15 protein-coding genes and 1 other annotated feature are annotated in these 14,725 nt (G+C 33.0%); of the genes, 2 read left to right on the forward strand and 13 right to left on the reverse strand.

Annotation, left to right across the window (positions count from 1 at the left end; translation table 11 throughout):
- Positions 1-8 precede the first annotated feature (8 nt).
- Positions 9-2,345 (reverse strand): RNA polymerase recycling motor HelD, encoded by a 2,337-nt coding sequence (helD, locus tag J2Z60_RS06205; protein ID WP_245328737.1) that lies wholly within the window; start codon positions 2,343-2,345, stop codon positions 9-11.
- A gap of 130 nt (positions 2,346-2,475) precedes the next feature.
- Here helD and J2Z60_RS06210 point away from each other — a divergent pair, with 130 nt between their 5' ends.
- Positions 2,476-3,150, forward strand: a complete 675-nt coding sequence (locus tag J2Z60_RS06210) for a matrixin family metalloprotease (protein ID WP_209686828.1) — start codon at positions 2,476-2,478, stop codon at positions 3,148-3,150.
- A 19-nt stretch (positions 3,151-3,169) separates the two neighbouring features.
- Here J2Z60_RS06210 and J2Z60_RS06215 read toward each other — a convergent pair whose 3' ends face one another.
- From J2Z60_RS06215 to J2Z60_RS06240, 6 genes are all read right to left on the reverse strand, one after another.
- Complete coding sequence (locus J2Z60_RS06215; RefSeq protein ID WP_209686829.1) at positions 3,170-3,400, reverse strand: hypothetical protein; 231 nt, start codon at positions 3,398-3,400, stop codon at positions 3,170-3,172.
- Complete coding sequence (locus J2Z60_RS06220; RefSeq protein WP_209686830.1) at positions 3,400-3,621, reverse strand: hypothetical protein; 222 nt, start codon at positions 3,619-3,621, stop codon at positions 3,400-3,402. The genes J2Z60_RS06215 and J2Z60_RS06220 overlap by 1 nt, the downstream gene beginning before the upstream one ends.
- A gap of 34 nt (positions 3,622-3,655) precedes the next feature.
- Positions 3,656-4,477 (reverse strand): amino acid ABC transporter substrate-binding protein, encoded by an 822-nt coding sequence (locus J2Z60_RS06225; protein WP_425352226.1) that lies wholly within the window; start codon positions 4,475-4,477, stop codon positions 3,656-3,658.
- Positions 4,474-5,106, reverse strand: coding sequence for an amino acid ABC transporter ATP-binding protein (locus tag J2Z60_RS06230; protein WP_209686831.1), 633 nt, complete (start codon positions 5,104-5,106; stop codon positions 4,474-4,476). The genes J2Z60_RS06225 and J2Z60_RS06230 overlap by 4 nt, the downstream gene beginning before the upstream one ends.
- Positions 5,107-5,118: 12 nt before the next feature.
- Positions 5,119-5,766, reverse strand: coding sequence for an amino acid ABC transporter permease (locus J2Z60_RS06235; protein ID WP_209686832.1), 648 nt, complete (start codon positions 5,764-5,766; stop codon positions 5,119-5,121).
- A 167-nt stretch (positions 5,767-5,933) separates the two neighbouring features.
- Positions 5,934-6,165, reverse strand: a binding site (T-box leader).
- Between the two features lie 40 nt (positions 6,166-6,205).
- Positions 6,206-6,376 carry a hypothetical protein gene (locus J2Z60_RS06240; RefSeq protein ID WP_209686833.1) on the reverse strand — a complete coding sequence of 57 codons (171 nt, stop codon included), beginning with the start codon at positions 6,374-6,376 and terminating at the stop codon, positions 6,206-6,208.
- Between the two features lie 175 nt (positions 6,377-6,551).
- Between J2Z60_RS06240 and J2Z60_RS06245 the strand changes: the two genes are divergently transcribed.
- Complete coding sequence (locus tag J2Z60_RS06245; protein ID WP_209686834.1) at positions 6,552-7,109, forward strand: P-type ATPase actuator domain-containing protein; 558 nt, start codon at positions 6,552-6,554, stop codon at positions 7,107-7,109.
- 33 nt (positions 7,110-7,142) lie between these two features.
- Here the strand turns inward: J2Z60_RS06245 and J2Z60_RS06250 are convergent, their stop codons facing one another.
- The 6 genes from J2Z60_RS06250 to tnpB form a co-directional block, all read right to left on the reverse strand.
- Positions 7,143-8,594 (reverse strand): flippase, encoded by a 1,452-nt coding sequence (locus tag J2Z60_RS06250; protein ID WP_209686835.1) that lies wholly within the window; start codon positions 8,592-8,594, stop codon positions 7,143-7,145.
- A gap of 131 nt (positions 8,595-8,725) precedes the next feature.
- Positions 8,726-9,199 carry an SLAP domain-containing protein gene (locus J2Z60_RS06255; protein ID WP_209686836.1) on the reverse strand — a complete coding sequence of 158 codons (474 nt, stop codon included), beginning with the start codon at positions 9,197-9,199 and terminating at the stop codon, positions 8,726-8,728.
- Between the two features lie 573 nt (positions 9,200-9,772).
- Positions 9,773-11,614: a glucose PTS transporter subunit IIA gene (locus J2Z60_RS06260; protein WP_209686837.1), complete on the reverse strand. Its 1,842-nt coding sequence runs from the start codon at positions 11,612-11,614 to the stop codon at positions 9,773-9,775.
- Between the two features lie 18 nt (positions 11,615-11,632).
- Positions 11,633-13,078 (reverse strand): glycoside hydrolase family 1 protein, encoded by a 1,446-nt coding sequence (locus tag J2Z60_RS06265; RefSeq protein ID WP_209686838.1) that lies wholly within the window; start codon positions 13,076-13,078, stop codon positions 11,633-11,635.
- Between the two features lie 119 nt (positions 13,079-13,197).
- The gene (locus tag J2Z60_RS06270; RefSeq protein WP_209686839.1) at positions 13,198-13,950 is read right to left on the reverse strand and encodes a MurR/RpiR family transcriptional regulator; all 753 of its coding nucleotides are present in this window, start codon (positions 13,948-13,950) and stop codon (positions 13,198-13,200) included.
- A 198-nt stretch (positions 13,951-14,148) separates the two neighbouring features.
- A complete protein-coding gene (gene tnpB / locus J2Z60_RS06275; protein ID WP_209686840.1) occupies positions 14,149-14,361 on the reverse strand; it encodes an IS66 family insertion sequence element accessory protein TnpB in 213 nt (70 codons plus the stop codon).
- Positions 14,362-14,725: the final 364 nt, after the last annotated feature.

The raw sequence follows: 14,725 nt of genomic DNA on the forward strand, positions 1-14,725 counted from the left end.
TGATTTTTTTACTTATTGCGATATGTTTTTGGATCAAGATTATCTAATAATTCACTCTTTTCACCAGTATAAAGCAAGTCTAGCTTATACATTGCGCGTGAAGTGATTGTATACAATAATTGAGTTTCATCAATAGAATGATAATTATCTTCAGACACTTCCCAAGCAATTACTGCATCGAATTCTAACCCCTTAGCCAAGTATGATGGCATTACTAAAGTACCAGGAACTAGACGCTGATTAGCACTACCAATTAAGGTAGCCTTGACTTTTTGTTCTTTTAAAGCTCGAGCAACAGCTTGAGCTTCTGCTAATGTCTTGGTAATGATTGCCGTAGTTAGATCCTGTTCAGCATTTTCTGATAGGATACTTTCTAATGCATGGTATTCTTTTTCAAGATTATCCCGCTTATAAAATACTGGCAATGGCCCTTGTCGGTCAAATGCTTCAATCTTTTCACCTTGGCGTAAGATTTGCTTGGTAAATTCAGTTAATTCCTTGGTAGACCGATATGACTTAGTAAGTTGGACAACTTCCGTCTTTTCTGAATCAAATAATTTAGAAATCTGACCCAACAAAGTCCGACTTTCATCTTTAGTAAAAATCGCCTGGTTCAAGTCACCTAGCATTGTAAACTTAGCACGCGGAAAATTGTACTTCAAGTATGCTAATTGAAATGGCGTATAATCTTGGATCTCGTCAATAAAGGCATAACGCATTTCATAATCAGTTCTTCGCCCAGTAACTAAGTCATACAAATAAAGATAGGCAGAAATATCAGCCATCTTGATTCTACGCTCAATAAACCGATGCTTGACCCTTTCTAAGTGATCCTCCCATTGCTGCTGGCTAATGTTCCACTTAGAAAGATCAATTAATTTAGGTACTGCTCGTAAGAATGCTAGATATTGCCCTCTAATATTTAAGAAACGATTTTGATTAATTTTGCGGCTGACCTGCTTTAATTGCTTAATGACAATTTTTTTAGCCAAAAAGTGTTCTTCTTTAGCACTTGATTCAAATTCTTGGTCTGGATGATCATACAACTTATTTAATTCTTCTTGATCAAGGGATTCTATTGTTTTACTTACCCAAGCCTTTTTGGTTTCTGGTTCAACACGGTGTGAGAGACTATTTAAAAGTGCTTCTTTAGTAGCTTCAATCCGATTTCTTAAGTGGTAATTTTCATTGAAGCTATAATAAATCTCTTTAACTTTATCCTTACTATAGAAAGGCTTGTCTTTGCTCTTAAAGTAAATATTTTTAAAAAGCATCCCTTTCTTTTCTAAGTGTTTAGCATAATGAGTTATCGCATTGAAAAATTGAAGTGAATCCTTTAATTTAACGATATCTTTATCTTCATGATCGTCTTCGAATTGTTCAAATAACGTTTCAACGTTCATCCCAGGAACACGCCGCGAAGCAAATTGCCAGTAAGTCATCTGAACCATGTTCTGTTCACCCATCTCAGGCAAAACATTTTTAATATAGTCATTAAATAACTGATTTGGGCTAAACATAATCACTTGGCTCGAATTCAAGTTGCCACGATAGCGGTACAATAAATAAGCTACCCGCTGCATAATTGCACTAGTCTTGCCAGAACCAGCAGATCCTTGCACGAACAGTAAATCCGCATCAGTATTTCTAATAATTTTATTTTGTTCTCTTTGGATAGTCGTTACAATCGACTTCATTTGTATTGAAGACTTTTCATTTAAGACATTCAATAACATTTGATCACCAATCTGCTCATTAGTGTCAAACATATTGACAATCTTACCATCTTCAATTAAAAATTGACGTTTCTTAGTCATTTCTACAGTTTGCTCACCATCAGGGGCATTGTAAGAAACTTCGCCAAGTTTACCATCATAATATATTGAAGAAATTGGTGCACGCCAATCATAAATTAAAAAATGATCTTCATTATTCGCAAATGATCCCAAACCAATGTAGATTGTTTCAGGTTTATCTTCGCCCTTTTCTTTAAAGTCTACCCGTGCAAAGTACGGCTTTTGCTCTAACCGTTGCAGCGTAGACAATTGCTTAGTATCATGTTGCCAGGCATTCTGGCGTTCTTGCAACATTTGTTGCTGCTGGTGGATCGAGAGAGCAGTATCCATTGAAGTCGAATAACCGTCATAGTCTAATTTTACATCATCAAAAAAGTGAGCATTTAAATTTTGAGCTTCACTTTGAGCACTGTCGATTGATTTATCAAGTGCTCTTTCTTTTTGTCTAATGAGCTTTAAAATTTTATCTAAGTGCTCTTGTTCTAATTGTTCTTGAGATTCTTTAACCACATTTATCACCTTAATTTGGTTTATTAAAAATTGTTGCATACTATTGTATCATACTGTAAGCACTTTCCCAAATTTATAAGATTTAGTATAGATAGAACTTAATCTAACTAAAAATAAGCCATACGATTTATAATTTATCATAATCAAAAAAAGAAAATGAGATGATGATGTGAAAAGATTTATTCGTAATGTTATTATCCTAACCTTGATTGCCTTTGGATTAAATTTTGCTTATCAAAAATCAGGTCCTTGGCTGGAAAAATATTTTGGAACTGAAAATCCCATTCCCTATCTAACCATGCAAGTTCAAAGTTTAATTAACAATAAAAAAGTTATTCAGGTAGATCAAGAATCAACTACACAAGACAAGACTACACACCGCTTTGTTAAGCCAAGTGCTAATGTCTATGTTGCCATTAAAAACCAAGAACTGCGTCAAGCTGCTATTGATGCTATGAATGTCTGGAATAATACTGGCTCATTTACGTTCAAAATGGTTGAATCTCCTAAAAACGCTCAAATTATCATTAAAAAGATGAACGATAGTTCAACAAACGCTGCAGGATTAACTACCACATCCTATAATTCTGTTACTGGTTATTTATTAAAGGCAACTGTTCGCTTAAACGAGTATTACCTACTTAATCCAGAATATGGTTATAGCAATCAGCGAATTGTCAACACTGCTGAGCATGAACTAGGGCATGCCATAGGATTAGAACATAATCACGGGATATCTGTTATGTATCCACAAGGATCCTACTACACTATTCAGCCACGGGATGTAGCCGCAGTTGAAAAATTATACAAAGAAAAAAGCAGCTCTGCACAAGATGCTGCTTAATTGAAGCAATGATATTCATTCATTGTTTTTTATTTTTGCTTGTTTGATAGTTTTTATGGCTAATGAGGTATACCCTAACCCCACCTATTATAGCTGCTAAGCTCCATATTACCGCAATCAGACACTCCCCAGGCCAATTACCATTAGTTTGATATTTTATAATTGTCGAGTTGATATACACACCAGCTAGCAAGGCACAAATGCCACAAACTATTAACTGAAAAACAAGTAATTTCTCTTTCTTGTTCATTATTTATCCTCCCCATGATTTATTTGCCAAATATGCATGCTTGCATAAGCAACTTCCCATAAAACAATCACAATAACCAATAAATCATACCACCATTGCTTATGAGCTTGAATATCATTAATAGTATTTACTACATAATATCCAGCAATTCCAGCAAATAAGATAAATATACTAATAAGGCTAATAAGGCTAATAAGACCTGATTTTACTTTTTTATTCATAATTTCTCTCTAACCATCTAACACGTCTCTAACTTTATTGTACTACTGTTAGCTTAGCCTTACCAAACCACTTTTTGTTTATTTTAGCTAATTGACCGTCTTTTTTTAAGCGAATAAAGGCCTGGTCGATTTTATTTTTTAAAGTTTTATCGCCTTTTCTCATTCCAACAGCAAAATAGTCTGCTGGAACTTGGTTATTTATAATCACTCGATAAGATGAACTATCTTTTTGGCGAGGAATATAGTAATTAGCATATACTTCATCAAGAAAGATGCCTTGGATTCTACCAGCATTTAAATCAAGAAATTCATTTGGAATTGTATCATATAAGACGCTAGACTTTGCTTTCAAAATATTTTGCTTTCCATCATACCAGGTTTGGGCTGTTGATCCTGTTTGAAGACCAAGATTTTTAGTTTTCATTCCGGCAAAATTTGTAATGCCACTATCTTTTTTTACAACTAAAACTTGGCGATTTTTTAAGTAAGGAGTTGAAAATGCTACTTTTTTAGCACGTTCTGCTGTCTTGCTATAGCCATTCCAGATCAGATCAATCGTTCCATTACGTAACTCTGTTTCTTTCATTGACCAGTCAATAGTCTGAAAGTCAGCCTTAATACCATATAATTTAAATACAGCCTTAGCTAAGTCAATATCATAACCTACTAGCTTACCTGCCTTAGTTTCAAATCCCATTGGTACAAATGAATCGTCTAGGCCAATAACAATCTTCTTTTTATGTTCAATTCTTGACCAAGTATCTTGAGTATTGGCTTTCTTTTGTAAATTTTGGCAACCTGTACTAACTAAAAAAATCATCAAAAACAATAATACGGTATTTATTTTTTTCATCATTTAACTTCACCTATCGGTTCAATTTTTAGTACTTGATCAGACACTTTTTTAGCAAAGTCCATATCGTGAGTAATGATAAATTGAGTATAGCCTGAATTTTTTAAATCCAAAATCATTTCTGTAACTTGATCACGAGTACTTGGATCCAGTGCCGAAGTTGGTTCATCATAACATAGAATTTCTGGCTTCATTGCTAGAGCTCGTGCAATTGCTACTCGCTGCTTTTGTCCACCAGAAAGCTGAAATGGATATTGCTTCTCTCGGCCAGTCATATCTAGATCTGCCAGAAGCTGACAAGCATTAGCTTCAGCTTCTTCTTTACTCTGTTTTAAAACCATTATTGGTGCTAAAGTAATATTTTCTAAAACTGATAAATTAGGAAAAAGATTATAATCTTGAAAAACTACCCCTACCTTCTGCTCAATACTAGGATCGTATTCTCTTCCATCTAAGATTAATTGACCACTATCTTTATTTTCTAGACCAGCAACAATCCTTAAGAGGGTAGTCTTACCTGCTCCAGATGGTCCTACTACAGTTAAAATTTCACCATCGGATAGTTTGAAGTTAATATTATCTAAGATTTTTTTACCATTAAAACTCTTGCTTAAATTTCTTGCTTCTAACATTAAAACCGCCGCCTATCTATAGTAAGAAAAGTGATTTTCAATCTTTTTCAAAATAATGGTACAGATACCAATTAATGCCAAATAAATAATTGCTACTAAAATTAACGGCACTAAAGTAACATCACGTGACATTGCAACATTACCAGCTCTTAATAAATCACCTAATCCAATAACGTAAACTAATGAAGAATCCTTGAACAAGTTAATGACTTCATTTCCAATTGATGGAAAGACAATCTTTATTACCTGGGGAATAATAATTTTTCTTAAAGTTTGAAAGTGTGTTAGCTGCAATACTTTAGCTGCTTCATATTGGTCAGAGTCAATTGCTTGTATCCCACCCCGAAAAATCTCAGCAAAATAAGCCGCATAGTTCAAGACAAAGGCTAGCAGTGCTGCCCCAAAGCGAGGAAAAGTAACCCCTAAAATTGGAAAACCATAAAATACAAATATTAATTGTAATAGTAACGGTGTTCCTCGCATTACCCAAACATAGAATGTCAATATCTTAGACAAGACTTTTAATTTAGAAGTTAATCCTAATCCTACAATAATTCCTAACGGCAAAGAGAAGATAATTGTTTCAAAAAAGATTCTTAAAGTCATCAATAAGCCGTTCAACAATGAAGGGAGTGTCTCTCCTATGTAATTCAGTGACATTATTTTACCTACTTTCCTTAATTAAATAAAAAAGCCTCTTAGACCAAAGTCTAAGAGGACGAATAATCGTGGTTCCACCCCAGATTCGTAACTTACTCACATAAGTTACCTCAATAAGTTCAATTGTATTACCACAATAAAAAGAAAAGCCCTCCTAGACCGAAGTCTAAGAGGGCGAAAAATCGCGGTTCCACCTCAAATTCACAATCTGCTCGCACAGAATTGCCTCAATAAGTTCAATTAAACCCTTGAGCTGTAACGTGCTCATCACGATCTTCCCTACTAAATTCAAGAAAATAACTCACAGATGTGTGTTCACATAACTACTTCACCTTGATTCCACCATCCAAGGCTCTCTATTGAAGACAATTAGTTACTTGTTCTGTTCAAAGTCTTTTTATTTGTTTTTAATATTAAATGATGATTGTCAAACTGTCAATTATTTTTTACTAGAATTATTTTGTTTGAAGAAATATGGTATCCAGAATGTAACTATGTAGCCAACTGCTAAACCAACAAATGTCCAAACCAGAATGTTTTTAACTATTAGTCCAATGATTAATCCAATCAAGGTATACATACCAACAGTAACTGAATTTTGTCTTTTCATGAGTTTCTCCTATAGCATAGAGTATATAATTTATTTTCACTTTTTTATTATAGAAATTGATAAATTATAAACTTATAAATCTTTTTATAATAAATTAATTGACTATAGTATCAATATTCTGTATTCTGATACTAACTATAAACATGTTTGCTCAGAAAGGAGTGGTATATCCATAATGGATACTCACAAACGACCTCCGGCCTACACCCAAGATAGTGCCGGAATCTTACAAAATTTGCGTACAAGTAGCAATGGACTGACTAGTCAAGAAGCACAGCGGCGATTAGCTCTAAATGGACCTAATGAACTAGCTGTGTCTACGAAGGCTAAGAACTTCATCAATCGGCTTTTTGGACGTCGAGTAAATGATAAAATTGCAATGGTTAAGGTTAGGCGCGATGGTAAAGCTAAAAAAATACCTGCTGACCAATTAGTAATTGGCGATATAGTCCACTTACATAAGGGCGATATTGTACCAGCAGAAATTCGCTTAATTAAGACCGATAATTTAAGTATTCAAAATAATAACTTTATTAAGCGGGATCCAATCAAGAAAGATGCAGAGGCTATTTTGCCTGAAAATAGTTCAATTGACGAACGTATTAATATGGCATATAGTTCAGCAATAGTCAAAAAAGGTAGCGGTATCGGTATAGTTACTGCAACCAGCCTAGATCAAGAAGCTGCATCAGTTAATAATCCTGCTGAAGATTATAATATTTCAATTATTTAGAAGCAACATTAGAGAGCCGAAATCGCTCTCTTTTTAATTTTTATTCAAATAGCGATCAATATATGAATGCGCAATATCATTGTCTAATACTAGTAGAATTACCCCATAAATAATCACAGATAAAGCTACAGAAAGCAAAGTACTGATAATTAAGTGCGGGAAAATATTCCTAATAATAAAGCAAACTTCCCAAATTCCTAAACTACCAATAATTGCATCCATTAAGTTCTTAGCAACTGTCTTAGAAATAAAAATTCTGCCTACAATATCTCCTGCATAATAAAAATTGACAACTAATAAGCTGAACTCAGCAATTACAGTCGAGAGAGCTGCGGCATTCTCTGACCAAAACGGAATCAAAATCAAATTCAAAACAATATTCAAAATTGCACTAATAGACATGCTAATTAACATGTATTTTTCTTTTTTGGCTGGTAATAAGACACAATAAGTAATAATCCAAGCTAGAATTGAAAATAAGTAAGCGCAACTTAAAATCTGCAAAGAGCTTTGAGATTGCATATATCTTGCACCTGACAAGATTAAAACAACGTTACGACTCATCATAAATAATCCTACCATCGCTGGTAAGGTAATTAAGACTAAGGTATTAGTAACTTTGGATAAGACCAACTCATAACTATCGAGTTTTCTTTTGCCAAAAAGCATTGAAAGTCGTGGTACCGTAACGATCAAAACAGAAGATATTAATGACTTTACCATCGTATAAACCTTAGCCGAAACGCTATAAATTCCGACAGTATAATTATTCTTCATCAATCCTAATAAAGTTACATCTGAATTTACATAGATTAAATTAGCTACATTAGAAGCAAAAATAATCAGAATTGGTCCCATATGGCGCTTCCAATTGATATGTTTAGTAAGGTGAATGCGGCAGATCTTCTTAGCAGTAAAGTAATTAATTAGGTTAGAGCCAGCAGTCGCAAATACTGTAATTGCAGCATAACTTAAATAATCATTGCTATTTCTTACAAAAAGAAAAAGTAAAATAATTGAAATTGCATTAAAGACAATGCTCCTAATAGTAATGAATGTGTACTGTTCATAAATCGTATAAAGCCATTCTGTCCCCATCGTTACAAAAAACATTTGTAAGCTGAAAATCAAAATACAAGTAATATATGATTTTAAATTAGAAAATACAAGCAAAGATAGCAGCAACAGCGCATAAGAAGCCAAGGTTGCAATAACATTAATAGTAAATACTTCGCTACCGAACTTACTCATCTCTTCAGGATTATCCCGATACTTAGCTCCTTCACGCACCGCATAAGAGGTTACACCAAGTTCCGCAATTAACAAGAAATAACTATTAATTGATTGAGAAAAATTATAAATTCCAATTCCTTGAACTTGCAAGACTCTTGATACATAAGGAAATGTAATCAAGGGAAAAAGTAAGTTTAGAATACTCCTAATGCCATTTAAGAATGCATTAATACTCATCGACTTCTGTTTCAATAACAGCACCACCTAATAAAAGACAATAATATTAATTTTATGTCATTATTGATAAGTTGTATAGTCATAAATAGCTTAAGCTAGTATTAAGCTACTTTAGTCACAAAAAAAGCGCGTTGCCGCGCTAATTACTAATATTTATTGCCTACAACCCTAACTTGGCTTGCTCTAATCCAATAGTGCTTACCTAGCCGATACAGTTGCTTACCTGTCTTTTTGCTTATTTTTACTTTAGTGACTTTGTAGACTTTATTCTTGTTTAAAGCTAGCTTCTTACCTTTTTTACTGGTAAGAACTATGTTGTCAACTTTAGGTATTACTTTAAATAGATATTTTTTGTTCCAAGCCTTGGAATCTCCAGCTAATACATAGGCATCTTGGCCTACACGGTAGGCTTTTTGCCCATTAATAAATCTAAAACCAGAGTATTTTACGCTCTTAACATTTTTAGTATTTTCAATAAATTTCCCCGTTGAATCATAAGTCTTAACTTTTTGTTGAACTTTAATTCTTCTAGGTGCTGCATTAACGGTAGTAGTATTAATTATTGTTGCAAATCCTGCTAACAAACTTACGGAAGTTAAAACTCTAACTAGCTTTCTCATAGTTATTCCCTCCCCTGCTCCTTATCTACCTTTATTTTAGTATAATTAAAACCTAAATAACAGGAAGTTTTTTGAAAATACTTAGGAAATATAGAACCGTCTTCGTCATCTAACGTTTAGTGAAAAGCATTTGAAAAGCGTTCGAACTTTGCTAATTATCTAACTATCATTATCGCTATTTTAATACTTAAATAGTTAGAAAATCTAGACTAATTTGTTATTATTAAATTATTTAAATCCCTATATTTTAAAGTATCAAGTTTTGATATTAATCAAAAACTTGTTATCACTTAAGATATTGGCGGAGTCTGGGGACTAACCGATTACTATAATGATGAGATTGATTCTGAAGAACGGGAATGGATCGGCGATATTGATTTAGACAAGTTTGATATCGATGAAATGAACGAGATGCTTAAAGAATTTGAATAGAAAAATAGCGTTAATTCTAGCTTGATTTAGAATTGACGCTATTTTTAATTATTAGATTACAAAATAAAATTGACCAGTTAATGCTCTATTCAAAAAAGCTGCTAGAGTTTGATACTCTGGCAGCTCTCTTATAAAGGGGAATTAATTATTTTTATTAAAAGTAGCTTCTTTACCTATAACAGTCTTTGCTTTCGTTTTACCAAACTTTTTATCTGATAAAATCTTATCAGGTTGTGTCAAAATAAGAAGAATTACTGTATCTTTCTTTTCCTTTTTTATCATATCCAGATTTACATCTACTAATAACTGTCCTCGCTCTACACTGTCACCTTCCTTAACTTTAACCTGAAACGGTAAACCTTTTAATTCAACTGTATCTAGACCTAGATGAAGTAGTAATTCTGTTCCATCTACCATTTTAAGTCCAATTGCATGCTTTGTTGGTGCAACCATAGTTACATTACCAGATATAGGACTATAAACTGAACGATTAATAGGCACAATTGCAATTCCGTCTCCGACTAATCCTTTTGAAAATACTTCGTCATTTACTTTAGATAATTGTTCTACAGTGCCATCTACTGGAGAGTAAATATTATTATCAATTATACTTTCCTTCTTAGCTTGTGATTTCTTACCAAAAAAGAAAGTTAGGCCAAATGAAAGAACAACTGAAATAATCAAAATAGATAATGCTGCATAAAAGTTGTTATCCATTTTACCATTATTGGCGTGCATAAATGCAGGCAAAGCTGCAATACCAGGGGAAACTATTGCATATTCCTTTACTTGCATTAAGCCAGCTAATAAACCGCTAACACCAGCCGAAACAATTGTACTAAAAAAAGCAATTTTATTGTTAATTAATATACCAAAAATAGCTGGTTCAGTAATTCCTACAACACCTGTAATACCTGAAGAAAGGGCTAATTCACGCTTCTTGATATCATGAGTATATGCTGCAACACCAAGTGTAGCACCACCAACTGCTACATTAGCTGCTAGCATACCTGGTAAAACGAAGCCGTCGTATCCAGATGCAGCAACAGCTGCGATACAAATAGGGAATAAGGCTTGATTAGTACCTGTCATAACAAGTAATGGAGTAATAGCTGCCATAATACCTACAGATACCCAACCCAAATATTGATTTAAGAAAGTTAAAACTGAAACAATTAAAGTACCTATTTGGAAGCCTAAAGGCCCAAGCCATAATAGCGTAACTGGTGCAGTAATAATCATTTCAACCAAAGGAATAATAAAGAACTTTATTTCCTTGGGAATAATTTTCTGCAATCCAATATCCAACAATTTCATAAATAAAACTGCTAATAATACCGGAATGATACTTGTGTCATACTGAATTGAAGGCACTGCAATTCCTAGAAAATCCAAGCCTTTAGCTGAGTTAATCGCATTGTAGGTCAAGAAAGCTCCCATCATTGCGCCTAAGAATGAATTTAGCCCTAAACGCTTAGCTGCACTAAATCCTACATAAATTGGTAAAAAGTAAAAGCCAGCCTCATAAATAGCATTTAATACTGTATAAGTACCTGACTTTGGATTCAAGCCAAAGAAGTTTGTACCAATATTTAAAACAGCTGAGATTAAACCAGCAGCAACTAAAACTGCAAGAATTGGAACAAAAGTCCCACTGACAAAGTCAATCATTGATCTGCCAATACCCTTAAGTGTTAATTTCTCTTTCGGCTGCTTACCTGATGCCGTTTGTTTACCATCTAATAACTTTATAAAAGCATTGTATACATTTCCAACATCTGTTCCGATGACAATTTGATAATTGTTTCCAGCCAGAACTGTTCCCGCAACTCCAGAAATAGCTTTTATTTTATCATCGTTAATTTTTTGTGGATCACTAACCTTTAATCTAAGTCTAGTAGCACAGTGATTGGTTTCAATAATATTTTGACTGCCACCTATAGCTCTTAATATGTCCTGTGCGGTATCTTTATACGATGACATATTATCTACCTCAATTCATTAATCATCCAAATCTTTCCCATTTGATTTAATAACTTTTTGGTACCAGTAATATGAATCCTTAGGGATTCTCTTAAAGTCTAGCTTGTCTTGATCGGTTGTATTCACATAAACAAAACCATAACGTTTACTCATACCATTACCCGTACTTAACACATCCAGAAAAGTCCATGGATTATATGCAATTACTGGGCATCCTTCTGCAATTGCTAAGCCAACATTTCTAATTTGTTCTCTTAAGAATTTAATTCTGTTAGGATCATGAATCTTACCATCTTTAGAAATTTTTTCATGTTCACCATAACCATTTTCAGTGATCATCATAGGCAATTGATAATGATCCCAAACATATTTGAGCATGTATCTAATTGAGATAGGATCAATTTCCCAATCCCAATCAGTATATTCAACGTATGGATTTTTAACTAGTTGATACATTCCGGGAACTTTGGGAAACTTTAATTCGCCCTTCTTGCCTGATTTATTTAATTCATATACTTGCGCTTTATCATCCGGAGAACAATACTTAGCAGTATTCGAACGATAACAATTCAAAGCAAAGAAATCAATCCTAGCCTGTTTGATAAGTTGCATGTCACCAGGTCTGATATTCGGATCAATATTGTTTCTTTCCCAGTACTTCTTAATGAAAGGACTATATTCTCTGTGTGCGTAAAAATCACACCAAACTTTTTCAGTTAGTTCTTCAGCATTCATTGCTGCAATTTGATCCTTTGGGTTACAAGAATATGGATAAATAGGAACATAACCTGGTACTGGTCCAATCTTACCATCAGGTACCAATTCATGACATGCTACAACTGCAGTTGCATGACATAAGTTCATAATATGGTTTACTTTCCACTTATCTTCAAACCATGTATCGGGATGCTTGTCTATACCCAGCCAGTCTCCATAACAAATTTGCATATTCTGTTCATTAATTGAAAGCCAGTACTTAACTCGATCACCAAATTCTCTGAAGATAGTACGACAGTATTTATCAAATTCCGCAATAATACCACGACCATACCAACCATCATACTTTTCATCAATCCACACTGGCATATCATAGTGATAAATAGTTACAATTGGTGTTATATTGTATTTGATTAATTCGTTAATTAAATTATTGTAAAAATCCAAACCTTTTTTATTTACCTTCCCATCTGAAGTCGGATAAATCCTTGACCATGCTATAGAAAAGCGATACGAAGTCATACCAGCTTCAGCCATTAATTTAACATCTTCCTTATAGTGATGATACATATCTGAAGCATATGTATCGTCAGCATATCCTTTCTTTTTTCTTGTATTTAAATCCATTAAAGAAAGAGTTTTACCATCTTCTTCAATTGCACCTTCTACTTGCCAGGATGAAGTTGAGCCACCCCATAAAAATTTTTCTGGAAATTCAGGTTTTAAAGTATCTAATTTATCAGTCATTCTCCTACTCCTTTTCCTCTTTTATTGCTTACACTTATATAATAGAAAGATTAGCAGGCCCTTGCGCAAATAAAAAAGCACCCTATTTCAAAATAGGGTGCAAAATCTGAACCTTGCGTTTATTCATATTCATTGGCTAAGATATCTAAAAAGTAATTTAAACCATACTTGCGATACATACTTGGATCATGTGAATGATCTAAATGACTTAAGAAATAAACATCATCATAATCATCACTGAAATCATCAATGCGATCTACTGTAACCAACATCTTTAACATGTCTAGTTTCTTAAACATATCCTGATAAGCTAAAGCAGAACGACCAGAAATGGAAATAACTATCAGTAAATCTTCTTTAGTAACGATTTCTTTTAAAGCTTGAATATCTTCCCTATTATGCACAAGCTTAAATATCTTCCCCTGCGCTGATAGTCTTACCTGAAAATCTTTAACTGCTGATAAACTAGCACCAAAGCAAATAATATAAAAATGAACTGCTTCTTTAATCTTTCGACAAATTACTGATACCTGATTAGTATCCATACGTTGATTAAGTTCTTCAGTCATTGAAACAATAGTATTAGTTAGCTGTTTACGATAGTTAATTTTATTTAGATTCTGTGGTTTTTTACTATATAGAATCATCTCTTTCTTTAAATTTTGAAAGTTCTTATAACCTATCTTTTCAGCAAACCTACGAATGCTAGCACGGGAAACATTGCATTCAGCAGCAATATTGTATATATTAAAATTTTTAGCATCATAGTAATTATCAATAAAGTACTTAGCTAAAATACTATCAATTGAATCACTCGTATCATTAATAAAACGATTCAAGATATAAAATATATCATACTGCTTCTCATTCATTTGGCATCCCCATACTCTAATCGATAATTCTGTACTTATTTATCATACCTTGAATTTATTTCTGTATAGAAAAATAGTTTCAACTTAGAAGCAAACTATTACATTAATCATACCTCAGAAATTACTAAATACCATTAAAAAAATCACAACCTTATAAAAAAAGTTGTGACATGCAATTCTCTATCTTTTATACAGTAACTAGAAACCTTGACTATTCCAATAGAATTCTTTGAAACGATCTTGCTTAGCTTTACAAAAAAGAAAAATTTCACCATACGTTATATCACGCTCAAAATCTTCCTTAATAAGACAAAGTGAATCAATTCCACGCCTCATGTCAGTATTACCGCAAGCAATATAAACTTGACCAAATTCAGGCAGATTAATCATTTCATTAAACAATTCTACCATGATATTATTAACTATTTAATTTTGTAGGTGATTCCTTTAAAAAAATTGTATTTAATTGTCTAAATTTTAACTCCAAGAATAAAACTGGGTTGTATCTGTAAATCAAGCACAGAATAGGTAACTTACGAATTATACGTACTTGTTTATCAGATGCTCACTTTATTTTAACACAATAATTAAAAATATAGTTTTGTATATTATTAATTTAGTGTATTGTCTAAATTAATAATTATAATTATTAGCTTAGACAATCACAATCATTGAAATATCAAGCTTTACTGTCACTATAGTCTAAATTTACTGTCTAAATAAAAACAATTATCTCATAGTTTAGACAATCATTTTTTTTAACCATGTACTTATT

The organism is Lactobacillus colini (genome assembly GCF_017874575.1).
GTDB classification, from domain to species: domain Bacteria; phylum Bacillota; class Bacilli; order Lactobacillales; family Lactobacillaceae; genus Lactobacillus; species Lactobacillus colini.